We start from the raw sequence: 16,132 nt of genomic DNA, 5'->3' as shown, positions 1-16,132 counted from the left end.
GGCCGCGTGTGTTCCGCGCGGCCGCTTTTCTTTCGTAAAAGGGAGGATACTCTGGTGCCCATGAAGATTCTGGTGATCGAGGACGATGCGCAGGCCGCCGCCTTCATCGTCAAGGCGCTGCGGGAGGCGGGGCATCTCGCCGAGCACGCGCCGGACGGGCTGGAGGGCTATGCGCAGGCGCGCGAGGGCGATTTCGACGTGCTCGTCGTCGATCGCATGTTGCCGCGGCTCGACGGCCTGTCCGTCATCCGCTCCCTGCGCGAGCAGAAGGTCGAGACGCCGGTGCTGATCCTCTCCGCGCTGGGGCAGGTCGACGATCGGGTGAAAGGTCTGCGGGCCGGCGGCGACGACTATCTCGCCAAGCCCTTCGCCTTTTCCGAACTGCTGGCGCGCGTCGAGGCGCTGGCGCGCCGGCGCGGCGGGCAGGCCCGCGAGCAGACCGTCTACCGCGTCGGCGATCTCGAACTCGACCGCCTGTCGCACAAGGTCACGCGCACGGGCGAGGAGATCGTGCTCCAGCCGCGCGAGTTCCGGTTGCTCGAATACCTCATGCGCAATGCCGGGCAGGTGGTGACGCGCACCATGCTGCTGGAAAACGTGTGGGATTACCATTTCGATCCGCAGACGAACGTCATCGACGTGCATGTGTCGCGCCTGCGCGCCAAGATCGACAAGGGGCACGAAACCGCGCTCATCCATACGGTGCGCGGCGCGGGGTACATGATCCGTGACGGCGCTCGGTAAGCTTTTCCGCACGACGGCGTTCAAGCTGTCCGCCATCTATCTGCTGCTGTTCACGCTCTTCGCGGCCTTCATCATCGGCTACGTGGCATGGAACACGCGGCAGGTGATCGACGGCCAGATCAGGGATACGATCGAGGCGGAGATTCGCGGGCTTTCGGAGCAATACCGCATCGGTGGCATCCGCCGCCTCGTCACCGTCATCGAGCGGCGCACGCGGGAGCCGGGGGCGTCGCTCTACCTCGTGACGACCTTCGCCGGCGAGCAGCTTGCGGGCAACGTGGCTTCCGTGCCGCTCGGCCTGCTCGACCGCCCCGGCGAGCACGAAACGCTCTACAGCCCCGGCGGCGACGGCGAGGCGCGCACGCGCGAGGCGGTGGCGCATGTGTTCCTGCTGCCCGGCGGCTTTCGCATGCTGGTGGGGCGGGATGTCGGCGAGCGCGAGCATCTGGGCGGCGTGGTGCGCTCCGCGCTGCTGCTGTCGCTCGGGCTCGTGACGGTGCTGGCCTGCATCGGCGGCTGGTTCATCACCGGCCGCGTGCTGCGGCGCGTCGACGCCATGACGGAGACGACGCGCACCATCATGGCCGGCGATCTGGGCGGGCGGCTGGCGGTGGCCGGCAACGGCGACGAGCTCGACCGGCTGGCGCTCAACCTCAATGCGATGCTGGACCGCATCGGCGAGTTGATGGCCGGCATGAAGGAGGTTTCCGACAACATCGCCCACGACCTCAAGACGCCGCTCACCCGTCTGCGCAACCGCGCGGAAGAGGCGCTGCGCACCGCGCGCACGCCGGAGGAATATGCGCGCGCGCTGGAGGCCACGATCGAGGAATCCGACAATCTCATCATGGTGTTCAACGCCCTGCTGACCATCGCCCGGCTCGAAGCCGGCAACGGCGCACCCGCGCCGGCGCCCTTCGACGCAGCGGAGACGGCGCGCTCCCTCGCCGAACTCTACGAGGCGGCGGCGGAGGAAGCCCGGGCGCCGGTCGTCGTGGGCATCGCGCCGGATCTCGTGCTGCCCGTGAGCGGCAACAGGGAACTGGTGGGGCAGGCACTTGCCAACCTGATCGACAACGCGCTGAAATACGGCATGCCCGAGGGCGCGGAGGGGGCGCAGATCGCCGTCGCGGCGCGGCGGGAGCGCGATCATGAGGGGCGCGATGTGGCGATCATCACCGTCGCGGATCGCGGCCCCGGCATCCCGGAGGCCGACCGCGCGCGCGTGCTGGAGCGCTTCGCCCGGCTCGAATCGTCGCGCACCCGGCCGGGCTTCGGGCTGGGCCTCAGCCTCGTCGCCGCCGTCACGCGCATGCATGGCGGCACGTTGAGCCTTGAGGACAACGCGCCCGGCTTGCGCGTGGTCATGTCGCTGCCGATCGCGCATCAGGCCGAGAAATCCGCGCCCTTTTCGGATAAGCTCGACGCGTGAGAAACGGATATCGAAAGCGTCGGCACAGGAGATGAGCGCGTGACCCATCGGGACGAAATCGCAACGAGCCTGACGGACATGGGTGAGCGCCAGCTTCCGGGCGAACGCCAGCTTCTGCGTGAGCGCCAGCTTCTGCGTAAGCGCCTTTTGCCGACGCCCGTGCTCGCGCGTCCCGGCGAGGCCGACGCCGCGCTGGCGGAGATACGGGGCGCGGCGGACCGGGCGGAGGCGGAGCGGACGCTTCTCGCGGCGCTGGCGGAGCAATCGCCGTTCCTGTGGCGGCTCGCGCTCAACGATCCCGACCGGCTGGAACGCCTGCTCGATTCGCCTCCCGGCGACAGCCGCGCGCGCATTCTCGGCGATGTGGCGCGGGCCGGGCGCGAGGCGGCGGATGCCGCCGCCCTGATGCGCGACCTGCGCCGGGCGCGCGCGGCGCATGCGCTGCTCGTGGCGCTCGCCGATCTCGGCGGCGTGTGGAACCTTGAAACCGTGGTCGAATCCCTGTCCGCCTTCGCCGACGCGGCGGTCGGCGCGGCCGTGCGCTTCCTGCTGCGGCAGGCCGTGGCGGCGGGGCGCTTCAGCCCGCCCGATCCCGACAACCCGGAAGCGGAATCGGGCCTCGTCGTGCTGGCGCTCGGCAAGCACGGGGCGGGCGAACTCAACTACTCCAGCGACATCGACATCGTGCTGTTCTACGATCCGCAAGCGCCGGTGAGCGGACGCGCCGATGCGCCGTCCTTCTTCGTGCGGCTGGCGCGCGATCTGGTGAAGCTGTTGCAGGAGCGCACCGGCGACGGCTACGTGTTCCGCGTCGACCTGCGGCTGCGGCCCGATCCGGGCTCCACCGCGCCCGCCGTCGCGCTGCCCACGGCCTTCAGCTATTACGAGACGGTGGGGCAGAACTGGGAGCGCGCCGCCTTCATCAAGGCGCGCCCCGTCGCCGGCGATATCGCGCTGGGGCAACGGTTTCTGGACGAACTGCGGCCCTTCGTCTGGCGCAAGTACTTCGACTTCGCCACCATCGCCGACATCCACGCCATGAAGCGGCAGATTCACGCCGTGCGCGGACACGGCGAGATCGCGGTGGCCGGCCATGACATCAAGCTCGGGCGCGGCGGCATTCGCGAGATCGAATTTTTTGTTCAAACGCAGCAGCTTGTGTTCGGCGGTAAACGTTCTTCATTAAGAGGCCGGCGCACGCTGGACATGCTGAAGGCGCTCAATGCGGATGGCTGGATCACGGCCGAGGCGCGCGACGACCTGACGGCGGCCTACATCTTCCTGCGCACCGTCGAGCACCGGTTGCAGATGGTGGCGGACGAGCAGACGCAGCGCCTGCCGGCCGATGCGGCGACGCTCGAACTTTTCGCCCGCTTCTGCGGCTTCGATTCGCTTGCCGCGTTCTCGGCCGAACTCACCCGCCAGGCCCGCATCGTGCAGGAGCACTACGCGCTGTTGTTCGAGGAAGGGCCGGAGCTGGCGGCGGAGGCCGGCAGCCTCGTGTTCACCGGCACGGAGGACGATCCCGAAACCATGCAGACGCTGCAACGGCTCGGCTTCCGCGATCCCGCGCGCGTGGCGGAGACGGTGCGCGGCTGGCATTTCGGGCGGCGCAAGGCGTTCACCGCCGCCCGCGCGCGCGAGGTGCTGACGGAGATCACGCCGGCGCTGCTCACCGCGCTCGGCCGCACCGCCGCGCCCGATGCGGCGCTTGGGGCGCTGGACGAGGCGTTCGGGCGCATTCCGGCGGTCGTCGAGCTGCTGTCGATCCTGCGCTCGAACGACCGCCTGCTGGCGCTGTTCGCCGACCTGCTCGGCTCCGCGCCGCGCCTCACCGATGTCGTGGCGCAAAGCCCGCATGTGCTGGACGCCGTGATCGATCCGCTGTTCTTTTCCCCGGCGGTCGATTCGCGCACCGTGGGCCAGCGCGTGCGCAGTCTCGTCGCCGTGCCGGGCGGCGCCGGGGCATTCGAGGAGTTTCTCGACAAGGCGCGCGACGCCGCGCGGCAGGAGACTTTTCTGACCGGCGCGCGCCTCATTTCCGGCATCATTCCGCCGGAGCGCGCCGGGGCGGCCTATGCGGCGATCGCGGAATCGCTTGTCGCCGTCACGCTCGACAAGGTGCGCGAGGCCTACGCCGCCGAGCACGGCGCGGTGCCGGGCGCGCGCATGGTGGTGCTCGGCTTCGGCCGGCTCGGCGCGCGTGAGATGACCGCCTCGTCGGATCTCGATCTGGTGTCGATCTACGATTTCGATCCCGCGGAGAGTCGCAGCGACGGCGCGCGGCCGCTGGAAGCCGTCGTCTACCACGCCCGCCTGACGCAGCGGCTGGTGAGCGCGCTCACCGTGCCGACACGGCGCGGCCGCCTCTATGAAGTCGACATGCGGCTGCGTCCCTCCGGCGGACAGGGGCCGGTGGCATCGCAGTTTCGCGGCTTTCCCGATTATTACGCCCACCATGCGGAAGTGTGGGAGCACATGGCGCTGACCCGCGCGCGGGTGATCGCCGGCGACGACAGCCTCGCGCGCGAGGTGGAGACGGCCATCCGCGCCATCCTGCGCCGGCCCCGCGACCGGCAGGCGCTGGCGAAGGAGGTGCGCGACATGCGCGCGCTCATCGCCGCCGAAAAAGGCGATGCCGACGGCTGGGACATGAAGCTGGCGCGCGGCGGGCTGTTCGACCTTGAGTTCATGGCGCAATATCTCGTGCTCGCCCATGCGGCGGATCACGCCGAACTCGTGGCGGACGTCGGCACCGCGCGCGTTCTCGACGTTGCCGGCGGTCTCGGCCTGCTGAAGCCCGAGACGGCGGAGACGCTTCGCACCGCCTGGCGGCTGCTGTCCGATGTCTTCCAATGGCAGCGCCTGACGGTGGAGGGCCGGTTCGATCCGCAGACCGTCTCGCCCGCGGTCGTCGCCCGCATCGCCACGGCCGTCGGCGTGCCGGACGCCAGGGTGCTGGCGCTGCATCTCGACGAAACGCGCGCGCGGGTGCGCGGCATCTTCGAGGATATGCTCGGCGTTTCGTGAGTTGATGAAGGAGATTCATTCTCTTCTTTAACCATATGATATTTAACAATAATAAGAGGATGAATACGAAGCGGCGCATGCCCTGCCGGAACGGCGTGCGCAAAATAGTTCTGGATAGCGGCGGATCGGGCGCGCATCATCGCGCGGGGCGATTTCCAACCGGGCCGGAATGCTTTATAGCGATGCTTTCAGAATGAGCGAGCATCACACACTCCAGTTTCCCCATCGCCATCTGCTCGGCATCGAGGGATTGTCGCGGCCGGATATCGAGACGCTGCTCGATATGGCCGACAAGGCCGTCGAGGTCAGCCGCCAGGTGGAGAAGAAGCGCGCGACCCTGCGGGGCCGCACGCAGATCAACCTGTTCTTCGAGCCCTCGACGCGCACGCAATCGTCTTTCGAGCTGGCGGGCAAGCGCCTTGGCGCGGATGTCATGAACATGTCGGTCGCCTCGTCCTCCGTGAAGAAAGGCGAGACGCTGATCGACACGGCCATGACGCTGAACGCGATGCGGCCGGACATCATCGTCGTGCGCCATCACGCGGCGGGCGCGGTGCATCTGCTGGCGCGCAAGGTCGACTGCTCGGTGATCAACGCCGGCGACGGCGCGCACGAGCACCCGACGCAGGCGCTGCTGGACGCGCTGACCATCCGGCGCAACAAGGGCCGCATCGAGGGGCTGACGGTCGCCATCTGCGGCGACGTGCTGCATTCGCGCGTGGCGCGCTCCAACATCATCCTGTTGCAGGCGCTGGGCGCGCGCGTGCGCTGCGTGGGGCCGTCGACGCTGCTGCCGGAGGGCATCGGGCAATTCGGCGTCGAGACCTTCACCAACATGCGGAAGGGGCTGGAAGGCGCCGATATCGTGATGATGCTGCGCTTGCAGCGCGAGCGCATGAACGGCTCCTTCGTGCCTTCCGTTAAGGAATATTTCCGCTTCTACGGGCTGGATGCCGAAAAGCTCTCGTGGGCGAAGCCCGATGCGCTGGTGATGCATCCGGGCCCGATGAACCGGGGAGTCGAGATCGATTCGGGCGTGGCGGACGGCGCGCAATCGCTGATCCGCGAGCAGGTGGAAATGGGCGTTGCCGTGCGCATGGCGGTGCTGGAGGCGCTGGCGCAGCATCTTCCCAACGAGGGGGGCCATCGATGAGCGCGTTTCTGCCTCCGCAGCTCTTTCACAATGCCCGTGTCATCGATCCCGCGAGCGGGCGCGACGAGCGCGGCGGCGTGCTGGTGCGCGCCGGCGTCATCGTCGATGTCGGGCCGCATCTCGTCGGGGGCAGCGGGCCGGAAGGCACGCGCGAGCTCGATTGCGGCGGCCATGTGCTTGCGCCGGGCCTCGTGGACCTGCGCGCCTTCGTGGGCGAACCCGGCGCGGAGCACCGCGAGACGCTGAAATCCGCCAGTGAGGCGGCGGCGGCCGGCGGCGTCACCACCGTGGTCTGCATGCCCGAGACGAACCCGCCGATCGACGAGCCGGCCATCGTCGACTTCGTGCTGCGGCGCGCGCGCGACACGGCCATCGTCCATATCCACCCGGCGGCGGCGCTCACCAAGGAGCTGGCGGGGCGCGAGCTGACGGAAATCGGCCTGTTGCAGGAAGCGGGCGCCGTCGCCTTCACGGACGGCACGCGTTCCGTCACCAACGCGCAGGTACTGCGCCGCGCCATGACCTATGCGCGCGATTTCGACGCGCTGATCGTCAATCACGTCGAGGACCCCGATCTCGTCGGGCAGGGCGTGATGAACGAGGGCGCGCGCGCGAGCCTGCTCGGCCTGCACGGCATTCCGCGCGAGGCCGAAACGGTGGTGCTGGAGCGCGACGTCCGCCTCGCCAAGCTCACCGGCGCGCGCTATCACGCGGCGCTCGTGTCGTGCGCGGATTCGGTGGCCATCATGCGCCGCGCCAAGGACAGCGGCCTGCCGGTGACGTGCGGCGTGTCGATCAACAACCTGACGCTGAACGAGATCGACATCGGCGACTATCGCACCTTCCTGCGCCTGTCGCCGCCGCTGCGCGACGAGGACGACCGGCAGGCGGTGATCGCGGCGCTGGCCGAAGGCGTGATCGACGTGATCGTCTCCGACCACAACCCGCAGGACGTCGAGACCAAGCGCAGGCCCTTCTCGGAAGCCGCCAACGGCGCGCTCGGACTGGAGACGATGCTCTCCGCCGGTTTGCGTCTGGTCGAAGCGGGGCAGATCGCCCTGCCGCGCCTGCTGCATGCGCTTTCCACGCGCCCCGCGCAGCTCATCGGCGTGCCGGGCGGCGAGCTGGCGGCGGGCAAGCCTGCCGATCTCATCGTGATCGACCTGGATGTTCCCTTTGTCGTCGACAAGCGGAAGCTGCATTCCAAGAGCAAGAACTCGCCGTTCGACGAGGCGCGGCTGACGGGGCGGGTGCTGAGCACCTATATCGCCGGGCGCCTGGTTTATGCCTGCGACGGGTCGCAGGACTGAACGGCGCCGATGATTTCGACCTGAAGGCGCCAGCCGCTTTCAGGATGTACGTGACGCGGAGCCTGGGGGCCGATGGAAAACTTGCTGGCGCAATTCTGGCCTTGGGGCGTTCTCGCGCTCGTGCTCGGCTATTGTCTGGGCTCGATCCCCTTCGGCCTGCTGTTGACGCGGTTTGCCGGGCTCGGCGACATCCGGCAGATCGGCTCGGGCAATATCGGCGCCACCAACGTGCTGCGCACGGGCAACAAGGCGCTCGCGGCCGCGACGCTGCTCGGCGACATGCTCAAGGGCGCGATCGCCGTCATTCTCGCCGAGGACCTCATCGGCGGCGATGCCGGGCTCTATGCCGCGCTCGGCGCGTTTCTGGGGCATCTCTATCCGGCGTGGCTGGGGTTTCGGGGCGGCAAGGGCGTCGCGACGTTCATCGGCTGTCTCGTGGGCCTCGCGCCCGTCGCCGCGGTGGCGTTCGCGCTCATCTGGCTGGCGACGGCGCTGCTCTATCGCTATTCGTCGCTCGCCGCGCTCGTCGCCAGCGCCGCGACGCCGCTCGTGCTGTGGCAGGCGGGCGAGGACAAGGTTGCGGTGCTCTCCTGTTTTCTGAGCGCCTTGCTGTGGTGGAAGCATCGCGCCAACATCGCGCGCCTCGCGGCGAAGACGGAGCCGCGCATCGGTGAGAAGAAGCAGGGATAGGGCGGATGGCGGCGGGCGTGCGGCTGGATGACGAACAGCGGCTGAACTGGCTGCGCCTGATCCGTTCCGACAATGTCGGCCCGCGCACCTTCCGCGCCCTCATCGCCCGTTTCGGCACGGCCGCCGCCGCGCTGGAATCGCTGCCGGAACTGGCGCGCAAGAGCGGCCGCCCCGTCCGCGTCGCCTCGCGGGAGGAGGTGGAGCGGGAATTGGCGGCGGCACGGCGATTTGAGGTGTCTTTCGTGGCGCTGGGCGAGCCCGATTATCCCGCCGCCTTGCGCGCCATCGATTCCGCGCCGCCGGTGATCGCCGTGCGCGGCGAAACGGCCGTGCTGGCGCGGCCCATGGTCGCGATCGTGGGCTCGCGCAACGCCTCGGCCAACGGGCAGACCTTCGCCGGACGGCTGGCGCGCGGGTTGGGCGAGGCGGGTTTCGTGGTCGTCTCGGGGCTGGCGCGCGGCATCGATGCGCATGCCCATGCGGAAAGCCTCGTCACGGGCACGGTCGCCGTGCTGGCCGGCGGCCACGACAAGGTTTACCCGGCGGAGAACGAGCCGCTGCTGCAAAAAATCGTGGGGCGCGGCGCGGCCATCTGCGAAATGCCGATGGGCTGGACCGCGCGCGGGCGCGACTTTCCCCGCCGCAACCGCATCGTTTCGGGGCTCGCGCTCGGCACCGTCGTGGTGGAGGCGGCGCGCCGGTCGGGCTCGCTGATCACCGCGCGTTTCGCGATGGAGCAGGGGCGGGAGGTGTTCGCCGTGCCGGGCTCGCCGCTCGATCCGCGGGCCGAAGGCCCCAACGATCTCATCCGCCAGGGCGCAAGTCTGTGCGCGGGCGTCGACGACGTGGTGACGGCGCTCGCGCCGCTGGTGGAGCGGGAACCGGCGCAAAAGTCGCTGTTCGACGCCGACGACCTGAACGATACGGGCGAACCGCTGTGGGACGAGTTCGACTGGCCGGAAGTTGCGCCCGCGCCCGTCGCGGCCCGCGCGGCCTATGATCCGGGCCTTTACGACGGCGGCGGGCGCGCGGACGACGAGCGCGGCCGGTTTCCGGCGCAGATGGAGGAGGGCGCGCGCATCGTCGCCGGACTTCTGGGCGCGTCGCCCGTCGACGTGGACGAACTCGTGCGCGGTTCCGGCCTGTCGGTGCGGGTGGTGCATACGGCGCTGCTCGATCTGGAACTGGCCGGGCGCATCGCGCGCCACCCCGGCAACCGCGTGTCGCTGCTGGCTTCCTGAGCATGTGAGGGAAATGCGCCCCGGCATGCATCTTGCGACGCGGCGCTCGAGGGTGCTATAGCCCGAAGCCTGATGCATCGAGAGTCCCGACAAGAACGAGAGTGACCGGATTCCATGGCCGTTGACGAGAATACCGTCCGCCGTATCGCGCATCTCGCGCGCATCGCCGTGACCGATGACGAGGTGCCGCAACTGCGCAGCGAACTGAACGCCATCCTCAGCTTCGTGGCGCAACTCGATGCGGTCGACGTCAGCGGCGTCGAGCCGATGACGTCGGTGATTCCCATGGCGCTGCGCCAGCGCGCGGATGTGGTGAACGACGGCGGCTGCGCGGAGCGGATCGTGGCCAACGCGCCGCAGGCCGAAGACAATTATTTCGTGGTTCCGAAGGTGGTGGAATAATGACCGATCTGACGCAGCTCACCCTCGCGGAAGCGCGCGACGGTCTCGCCGCGCGGCGCTTCTCCGCCACGGAACTGACGCAAGCCCATCTCGACGCCATCGAGGCGGCGCGGGCGCTCAACGCCTATGTGCGGGTGACGCCCGAAAAGGCGCTCGACGGCGCGAAGGCTTCCGACGCGCGGCTGGCGGCCGGCGAGGCGGGGCCGCTGGAGGGCATTCCCGTCGGCGTCAAGGATCTGTTCGCGACGGAGGGCGTGCGCACCACGGCCTGCTCGCGCATTCTCGAAAATTTCGTGCCGTCCTACGAATCGACCGTCACCGCCCAGTTGTGGCGGGACGGGGCGGTGATGCTCGGCAAGCTGAACAACGACGAGTTCGCCATGGGCTCGTCGAACGAGACATCGTTCTTCGGCCCCGTCGTCAATCCCTGGCGGCGCGAGGGATCGGAGACGAGGCTTACGCCGGGCGGCTCCTCCGGCGGTTCGTCCGCGGCGGTGGCGGCGGGGCTTTGCCTGGGCGCGACGGCGACCGATACGGGCGGCTCCATCCGCCAGCCGGCGGCCTTCACCGGCACCGTGGGCATCAAGCCGACCTACGGGCGCTGCTCGCGCTGGGGCACGGTGGCCTTCGCCTCCTCGCTCGATCAGGCCGGGCCGATCACGCGCACGGTGCGCGACGCCGCAATCCTGCTGCGCTCGATGGCGGGCTTCGACCCGAAGGATTCGACCAGCGTCGAGCGCGACGTGCCGGACTATGAGGCGGCCATCGGCCGTTCCATCAAGGGCATGAAGATCGGCATTCCGAAGGAATACCGCGTCGAGGGTCTTTCCGCCGAGATCGATGCCCTCTGGCAGCGGGGGGCCGGCTGGCTGCGCGACGCGGGCGCGGAGGTGGTGGAAGTCTTCCTGCCGCACACGTCCCATGCGCTCGCCGTCTATTACATCGTCGCGCCGGCGGAGGCCTCCTCGAACCTCGCCCGTTACGACGGCGTGCGCTACGGCCTGCGCGTGCCGGGGCGCGACATCGCGGAGCTTTACGAGAACACGCGCGCGGCGGGCTTCGGCCGCGAGGTGAAGCGGCGCATCCTCATCGGCACCTATGTGCTGTCGGCGGGCTATTACGACGCTTATTACGTCCGCGCGCAGAAGGTGCGCACGCTCATCCGGCGGGATTTCGAGAACGTCTTCGCCTCGGGCGTCGACGCCATCCTGACGCCGGCGACGCCCACGCCCGCCTTCGGCATCGGCGAGATGGCGAACGCCTCGCCCATCGAGATGTATCTCAACGACGTGTTCACCGTGACCGTCAACATGGCCGGGCTGCCGGGTCTTGCCGTTCCCGCCGGGCTGGGGCAGGAGGGGCTGCCGCTCGGATTGCAGCTCATCGGGCGGCCGTTCGATGAGGAAACGCTGTTCGCGGCGGGCGAGGTGATCGAGCAGGCGGCCGGCCGGGTCGTCGCGCCCCGCTGGTGGAAGTAGCGTCATGGCGGCGGCGGAAAACGTGCTTGCGGAATTCCGGGCCGAGATCGACGCTATCGATGCCGACATGGTCATGCTGCTGGCGCGGCGCATGGCGGTGGTCGAGCGCGTGATCGCCGCCAAGCGCGCCAACGGCCTGCCGGCGCTGATTCCCGCCCGTGTCGAGGAAGTCGCCGCGCATGTCCGCCGCCGCGCCGCAGAGGCCGGCGCGCCGCCCGATTTCGCGGAAGCCGTGTGGCGGACGATGATGGATTGGGTGATCGCATACGAGGACGAGCGGCTTGCGCCGGCCGGAGCGTTTTCCGACAGACCGGAAGTCGCTCCAGAAAAAGAATCGCAGAGCTTTTCCCGATCGGGTGAAATCGGAAAGAGCTCCAGTCCCGGAGACGGAGTAGAACGATGAACGCCCCTGTGGCCACGCACAATCTGATCAAGGGCGCAACCGGCGATTGGGAAATCGTCATCGGCATGGAAATCCACGCGCAGGTATCGTCGCAGTCGAAGCTGTTTTCCGGGGCCTCGACGGAATTCGGCGGCGCGCCGAACGATCACGTCTCGCTCGTCGACGCCGCCATGCCGGGCATGCTGCCGGTGATCAATGCCGAATGCGTGGCGCAGGCCGTGCGCACGGGCCTCGGGCTCAAGGCGCAGATCAACCTGCGCTCGGTGTTCGACCGCAAGAACTATTTTTATCCCGACCTGCCGCAGGGCTACCAGATCAGCCAGTTCAAGGACCCCATCGTCGGCGAGGGCGAGGTGATCGTCGATCTGGCGGATGGCCGGCAGATCGTCGTGGGTATCGAGCGGCTGCATCTGGAGCAGGATGCCGGCAAGTCGATCCATGATCTCAGCCCCGGCGCGAGCCTCGTCGATCTCAACCGTTCCGGCGTCGCGCTGATGGAAATCGTCTCGCGCCCCGACATCCGTTCCGCCGACGAGGCGAAAGCCTATGTGACGAAGCTGCGCACCATCCTGCGCTATCTCGGCACCTGCGACGGCGACATGGAAAAGGGCAGCCTGCGCGCAGACGTCAACGTCTCCGTGCGCCGCCCCGGCGCGCCGCTCGGCACGCGCTGCGAGATCAAGAACGTCAACTCGATCCGCTTCATCGGCCAGGCCATCGAGTACGAGGCGCGCCGCCAGATCGGCATTCTCGAAGACGGCGGCCGCATCGATCAGGAAACGCGCCTGTTCGATTCGGCCAGGGGCGAGACGCGCTCGATGCGCTCCAAGGAAGAGGCGCACGACTACCGCTATTTCCCGGACCCAGACCTTTTGCCGCTGACCTTCGATCAGGCTTACGTCGACGCCCTGGGGGCCGCGCTGCCGGAACTGCCGGACGCCAAGAAGGCGCGTTTCATCGCCGATTACGGTCTCTCCGCCTATGACGCCGGCGTGCTGGTGGCGGAGCGCGATACGGCGGATTTCTTCGAGGACGTGGCGAAGGGGCGTGACGGCCAGAATCCCCGTGATGGCAAGGCAACGGCGAACTGGGTCATCAACGAGCTGTTCGGCCGGCTCAACAAGGAAGGCCACACCATCGCCACCTCGCCGGTATCGGCGGCGCAGCTTGGCGCGATCGTCGACCTGATCGGCGAGAAGGTGATTTCCGGCAAGATCGCCAAGGATCTGTTCGAGATCGTCTGGACGGAAGGCGGCGATCCGCGTGCGATCGTGGAGGAGCGCGGCCTCAGGCAGGTGACGGATACGGGCGCGATCGAAGCGGCGGTCGACGCCATCATCGCCGGCAACCCCGACAAGGTGGAACAGGTGAAGCTGAAGCCGACGCTGCTCGGCTGGTTCGTCGGCCAGGTGATGAAGACGACCGGCGGCAAGGCCAATCCGCAGGCGGTGAACGAAGTGTTGAAGGCGAAGCTCGGGATCGAGTGACGTCGCGGTGGGAGGGGCCTGACGGCCCCTCTCGATTCAGAGATCGAAGGCGCTGTTCTTCTCAGGCACGATCACCTGCGTCGGCGCACCGTCGAGCGCGGCGACGAAATGCTCGGCGTTCGGGGCGAGCAGCGGGAATGTGGCGTAGTGGATAGGCACCACGCGCTCCGTTTTCAGAAAACGCCGCACGGCGAGCGAGGCGGTTTGCGCGCCCATGGTGAACCGGTCGCCGATCGGCACGAAGGCGATGTCCGGCGCATGGATTTCCGCGATCAGCGCCATGTCGCTGAAAATGTCGGTATCGCCGAGATGGTAGACGGTGGGCTCGCCCGCCGCCTTGACGACGATGCCGTTGGCGTTGCCGAGCGCCTGGCTCATGCCGTCCTCGATGGCGGCGGCGGAATGATCGGCGCGCACCAGCGTCACCGAGAAGCCGCCGGCGTCGATGCTGCCGCCGGTGTTCATCGGTTCGAGGCGCTTCACGCCCTTGTGGGCGAACCACGACGCGAGATCGGCGTTGGTCGCGACTGTCGCGCCCGTTTCCGCCGCGATGGCGACGGTATCGCCGTAATGATCGCCGTGGCCGTGGGTGACGAGAATGTGGGTGACGCCGCGCACCGCCTCCGCCTTGTCGCCGGTAAAGGCCGGATTGCCGGTGAGATAGGGATCGATCAGCACCACCTTGTCGCTGAAATCGAGCCGGAAGGCGGAATGTCCGAACCAGGTGATCTTCATGGCTGCGTTGCTCCTCGTGCGAAATGAATCCGGCCGCCGGACGGCCCGGCCTGCATCGTCGTCGAATCGGGGCTGTTGCGCAACCCGCTCTATTCTCTATATTTTTCTCAACGCGCATTCGAAATGACGATGAGACCGAATGCGGACTGCCATAAGCGAGAAAGATGACAAACATCGTATCCCTCGAAACCTTCAGGGACATGCCGCCCGGCCGGCGACTCATGGGTTTCGACCTCGGCACGAAAACCGTCGGGCTGGCGTTGTCCGACGTCGGCCGGCGCATCGCGACCGCGCTCGAGACGATTCGCCGGACGAAATTCTCCCATGACGCCGCCCGCATCCTCGAACTCGCGGCAACGCATAATGTGGGCGGTTTCGTTTTCGGATTGCCGCTCAACATGGACGGCTCCGAGGGGCCGCGCGCCCAGTCGACGCGGGCCTTCCTGCGCAATCTGCACAAATTGACGCCGCTGCCGGTGGTGCTGTGGGACGAGCGCCTGAGCACCGTCGCCGTCACGCGCGCGCTGATCTCGGCCGACACTTCCCGCGCACGGCGCACGGAACTGGTCGACAAGCTGGCCGCCGCCTATATCCTGCAAGGCGCGCTCGACAGGCTGTCATATCTCGACGATCACGACGATTCTACATGAATACAACTTATAGGTGAGAATTGTGCACAAAACACGCCTTGAGTGTGCACGATGCTGTGCTTAGACTGCGTTGGTCGTTTGGTAACACGATCGGGCGTTTTTTGATGTCTTTCCTCCCCCCTAAGAAAGCTGCGACGGCACCGGAAGCGGCGGTTGGCCGGCCTGAGGGCGATGCAACGCCGGACGACGACAGGGTATCGCGTGCCGAGACGGCGGCCTACGTCTGCCAGATGAGCGGCGAACTCGCCGCGCTGGCGCGCTGTCACAGACTTGATTCGGTTGCTTATCTGCTGGAGATGGCGCGGCGGGAGGCTTCATCTCTCGCTTCGGTGAACGATTAGAGCGGTTTGCGTTCAAGTCGATCCATCGATTTGAACGCAAGTTGCGGTAAAACACGGAATTTGGAGCGGGATGCGATCAGGTTGAATCGCCATCACGCTCCAGCGGTTTTTCTCGTTCTGATTGAATCGAAAAGCTGAGAAACCCTGAGCCCGTGCGGCGATTGAGCAAAAGAAAAAGCATTTTTCAGCCACAGGCAAAAGCCGGAGCGTTTCCGTTCAAACCAGAAACGCTCCGGCATGAACCGGTATCCGCGCCGCCGTGCGGCAGGGTTGCGGCGGTATCGGAATGATGGCGACCCCGGCAGGACTTGAACCTGCAACCACTCGCTTAGAAGGCGAGTGCTCTATCCGGTTGAGCTACGGGGCCGAAGCGGCGGACAGCGCCGGCGCGAACGCGCAGCCTGCCCGATGCCGGTCAGTGCGTCCACGCACCGACGCGGTTGAACTTGAAATTGTCGGAATACGAGATGATGCGCCGGCGCGACTCGTGCGGCTCCTCGACGCGGAAGGGAATGCCCTCGCGCGTGGCATATTCGATGGCCTCTTCCTTGGTGTCGAACCACAGCCGCAACTGCTGGCGGGTATCGGCGGAGCTGGTCCAGCCCATCAGCGGATCGATCTCGCGGGCGCGGCCGGACTCGAACTGGAGCAGCCAACGCCTGCGGGCGGTGCCGGATTGCATGGCGTTGCGCGCCGGTTTATAGATGCGTGCGAAAGCTGTCATCTTCCAAACACCCGAATATCCTAGAAACCAATCAGGCGACATCCGGCGCGACGACCGCTCGACGCCGCCGGATCAGGCGTCGTATAGCACAGGCGACTGGTCGGGGCAGCAGGATTCGAACCTGCGACCCTCTGCTCCCAAAGCAGATGCGCTACCAGACTGCGCTATGCCCCGTCCGCCTCTCGTGCGACTCCTGTCCTAGTGGCTTGTCGCCCCGGATGCAAGATGCGCGACATCTTTTCACCGCCGCGGGCTGTCCGGGTTCACAGAGTTTACCGGTTTCGATTGTACGTTTGCGCCGCGATGGGGTAT

General features: G+C 67.5%; 16 protein-coding genes and 2 tRNA genes. 13 read left to right on the top strand and 5 right to left on the bottom strand.

Going from position 1 to position 16,132, the window contains the following annotated elements:
- Positions 1 to 60: 60 nt before the first annotated feature.
- The 11 genes from ACOYJQ_RS05770 to gatB all read left to right on the top strand — a co-directional run bounded on the left by ACOYJQ_RS05770 (position 61) and on the right by gatB (position 13,370).
- A complete protein-coding gene (locus ACOYJQ_RS05770; RefSeq protein WP_433457191.1) occupies positions 61 to 744 on the top strand; it encodes a response regulator transcription factor in 684 nt (227 codons plus the stop codon).
- Positions 728 to 2,176, top strand: a complete 1,449-nt coding sequence (locus tag ACOYJQ_RS05765; RefSeq protein ID WP_433457046.1) for an ATP-binding protein — start codon at positions 728 to 730, stop codon at positions 2,174 to 2,176. Before ACOYJQ_RS05770 ends, ACOYJQ_RS05765 begins: the two co-directional genes overlap by 17 nt.
- A gap of 78 nt (positions 2,177 to 2,254) precedes the next feature.
- A complete protein-coding gene (locus ACOYJQ_RS05760) occupies positions 2,255 to 5,206 on the top strand; it encodes a bifunctional [glutamine synthetase] adenylyltransferase/[glutamine synthetase]-adenylyl-L-tyrosine phosphorylase (protein WP_433457190.1) in 2,952 nt (983 codons plus the stop codon).
- 193 nt (positions 5,207 to 5,399) lie between these two features.
- Positions 5,400 to 6,359, top strand: coding sequence for an aspartate carbamoyltransferase catalytic subunit (locus ACOYJQ_RS05755; protein ID WP_433457045.1), 960 nt, complete (start codon positions 5,400 to 5,402; stop codon positions 6,357 to 6,359).
- Entirely contained in the window at positions 6,356 to 7,669 is a 1,314-nt protein-coding gene (locus ACOYJQ_RS05750) for a dihydroorotase (protein WP_433457044.1), read from the top strand. The genes ACOYJQ_RS05755 and ACOYJQ_RS05750 overlap by 4 nt, the downstream gene beginning before the upstream one ends.
- A gap of 72 nt (positions 7,670 to 7,741) precedes the next feature.
- A complete protein-coding gene (gene plsY / locus ACOYJQ_RS05745) occupies positions 7,742 to 8,359 on the top strand; it encodes a glycerol-3-phosphate 1-O-acyltransferase PlsY (protein WP_433457043.1) in 618 nt (205 codons plus the stop codon).
- A 17-nt stretch (positions 8,360 to 8,376) separates the two neighbouring features.
- Positions 8,377 to 9,600: a DNA-processing protein DprA gene (dprA, locus tag ACOYJQ_RS05740; RefSeq protein WP_433457189.1), complete on the top strand. Its 1,224-nt coding sequence runs from the start codon at positions 8,377 to 8,379 to the stop codon at positions 9,598 to 9,600.
- 114 nt (positions 9,601 to 9,714) lie between these two features.
- Positions 9,715 to 10,002, top strand: a complete 288-nt coding sequence (gatC, locus tag ACOYJQ_RS05735; RefSeq protein WP_433457042.1) for an Asp-tRNA(Asn)/Glu-tRNA(Gln) amidotransferase subunit GatC — start codon at positions 9,715 to 9,717, stop codon at positions 10,000 to 10,002.
- Positions 10,002 to 11,480, top strand: a complete 1,479-nt coding sequence (gatA, locus tag ACOYJQ_RS05730; protein WP_433457041.1) for an Asp-tRNA(Asn)/Glu-tRNA(Gln) amidotransferase subunit GatA — start codon at positions 10,002 to 10,004, stop codon at positions 11,478 to 11,480. The genes gatC and gatA overlap by 1 nt, the downstream gene beginning before the upstream one ends.
- A gap of 4 nt (positions 11,481 to 11,484) precedes the next feature.
- The gene (locus ACOYJQ_RS05725; RefSeq protein WP_433457040.1) at positions 11,485 to 11,883 is read left to right on the top strand and encodes a chorismate mutase; all 399 of its coding nucleotides are present in this window, start codon (positions 11,485 to 11,487) and stop codon (positions 11,881 to 11,883) included.
- Positions 11,880 to 13,370: an Asp-tRNA(Asn)/Glu-tRNA(Gln) amidotransferase subunit GatB gene (gene gatB / locus ACOYJQ_RS05720; RefSeq protein WP_433457039.1), complete on the top strand. Its 1,491-nt coding sequence runs from the start codon at positions 11,880 to 11,882 to the stop codon at positions 13,368 to 13,370. The genes ACOYJQ_RS05725 and gatB overlap by 4 nt, the downstream gene beginning before the upstream one ends.
- Before the next feature lie 36 nt (positions 13,371 to 13,406).
- On the opposite strand, the gene ACOYJQ_RS05715 is transcribed toward gatB, so the two are convergent.
- Positions 13,407 to 14,105 (bottom strand): metal-dependent hydrolase, encoded by a 699-nt coding sequence (locus ACOYJQ_RS05715; protein ID WP_433457038.1) that lies wholly within the window; start codon positions 14,103 to 14,105, stop codon positions 13,407 to 13,409.
- A 164-nt stretch (positions 14,106 to 14,269) separates the two neighbouring features.
- On the opposite strand from ACOYJQ_RS05715, the gene ruvX reads away from it, so the two are divergent.
- Both ruvX and ACOYJQ_RS05705 read left to right on the top strand, forming a co-directional pair.
- On the top strand, positions 14,270 to 14,755 hold the full coding sequence (gene ruvX / locus ACOYJQ_RS05710; RefSeq protein WP_433457037.1) for a Holliday junction resolvase RuvX: 486 nt from the start codon (positions 14,270 to 14,272) through the stop codon (positions 14,753 to 14,755).
- 104 nt (positions 14,756 to 14,859) lie between these two features.
- Positions 14,860 to 15,096, top strand: coding sequence for a hypothetical protein (locus tag ACOYJQ_RS05705; RefSeq protein ID WP_433457036.1), 237 nt, complete (start codon positions 14,860 to 14,862; stop codon positions 15,094 to 15,096).
- Positions 15,097 to 15,188: 92 nt separating this feature from the next.
- On the opposite strand, the gene ACOYJQ_RS05700 is transcribed toward ACOYJQ_RS05705, so the two are convergent.
- The 4 genes from ACOYJQ_RS05700 to ACOYJQ_RS05685 all read right to left on the bottom strand — a co-directional run bounded on the left by ACOYJQ_RS05700 (position 15,189) and on the right by ACOYJQ_RS05685 (position 15,994).
- On the bottom strand, positions 15,189 to 15,335 hold the full coding sequence (locus ACOYJQ_RS05700; protein ID WP_433457035.1) for a hypothetical protein: 147 nt from the start codon (positions 15,333 to 15,335) through the stop codon (positions 15,189 to 15,191).
- Positions 15,336 to 15,386: 51 nt separating this feature from the next.
- Positions 15,387 to 15,463 (bottom strand) — tRNA-Arg (locus ACOYJQ_RS05695).
- Positions 15,464 to 15,511: 48 nt separating this feature from the next.
- Positions 15,512 to 15,820, bottom strand: a complete 309-nt coding sequence (locus ACOYJQ_RS05690) for an ETC complex I subunit (RefSeq protein ID WP_433457034.1) — start codon at positions 15,818 to 15,820, stop codon at positions 15,512 to 15,514.
- 97 nt (positions 15,821 to 15,917) lie between these two features.
- Positions 15,918 to 15,994, bottom strand: a tRNA-Pro gene (locus tag ACOYJQ_RS05685).
- Between the last annotated feature and the right edge of the window lie 138 nt (positions 15,995 to 16,132).

Origin of the sequence: Pseudochelatococcus sp., from assembly GCF_050946405.1 — a bacterium.
Taxonomy (GTDB): Bacteria; Pseudomonadota; Alphaproteobacteria; order Rhizobiales; family Beijerinckiaceae; genus Pseudochelatococcus.
The sequence above is the reverse complement of the archived record's forward strand: the minus strand, read 5'-3'. Positions and strand labels throughout refer to the sequence as shown.

Bases quoted from the DNA above. Each gene is read 5' to 3' on its own strand.
- ACOYJQ_RS05750 (WP_433457044.1), top strand. From the start codon at position 6,356: ATGAGCGCGTTTCTGCCTCCGCAGCTCTTTCACAATGCCCGTGTCATC.
- ACOYJQ_RS05755 (WP_433457045.1), top strand. From the start codon at position 5,400: ATGAGCGAGCATCACACACTCCAGTTTCCCCATCGCCATCTGCTCGGC.
- ACOYJQ_RS05700 (WP_433457035.1), bottom strand. From the start codon at position 15,335: ATGCCGGAGCGTTTCTGGTTTGAACGGAAACGCTCCGGCTTTTGCCTG.
- ACOYJQ_RS05770 (WP_433457191.1), top strand. From the start codon at position 61: ATGAAGATTCTGGTGATCGAGGACGATGCGCAGGCCGCCGCCTTCATC.
- ACOYJQ_RS05705 (WP_433457036.1), top strand. From the start codon at position 14,860: ATGTCTTTCCTCCCCCCTAAGAAAGCTGCGACGGCACCGGAAGCGGCG.
- ACOYJQ_RS05760 (WP_433457190.1), top strand. From the start codon at position 2,255: ATGGGTGAGCGCCAGCTTCCGGGCGAACGCCAGCTTCTGCGTGAGCGC.
- ACOYJQ_RS05715 (WP_433457038.1), bottom strand. From the start codon at position 14,105: ATGAAGATCACCTGGTTCGGACATTCCGCCTTCCGGCTCGATTTCAGC.
- ruvX (WP_433457037.1), top strand. From the start codon at position 14,270: ATGACAAACATCGTATCCCTCGAAACCTTCAGGGACATGCCGCCCGGC.
- ACOYJQ_RS05690 (WP_433457034.1), bottom strand. From the start codon at position 15,820: ATGACAGCTTTCGCACGCATCTATAAACCGGCGCGCAACGCCATGCAA.
- gatB (WP_433457039.1), top strand. From the start codon at position 11,880: ATGAACGCCCCTGTGGCCACGCACAATCTGATCAAGGGCGCAACCGGC.
- ACOYJQ_RS05725 (WP_433457040.1), top strand. From the start codon at position 11,485: ATGGCGGCGGCGGAAAACGTGCTTGCGGAATTCCGGGCCGAGATCGAC.
- gatC (WP_433457042.1), top strand. From the start codon at position 9,715: ATGGCCGTTGACGAGAATACCGTCCGCCGTATCGCGCATCTCGCGCGC.
- gatA (WP_433457041.1), top strand. From the start codon at position 10,002: ATGACCGATCTGACGCAGCTCACCCTCGCGGAAGCGCGCGACGGTCTC.
- plsY (WP_433457043.1), top strand. From the start codon at position 7,742: ATGGAAAACTTGCTGGCGCAATTCTGGCCTTGGGGCGTTCTCGCGCTC.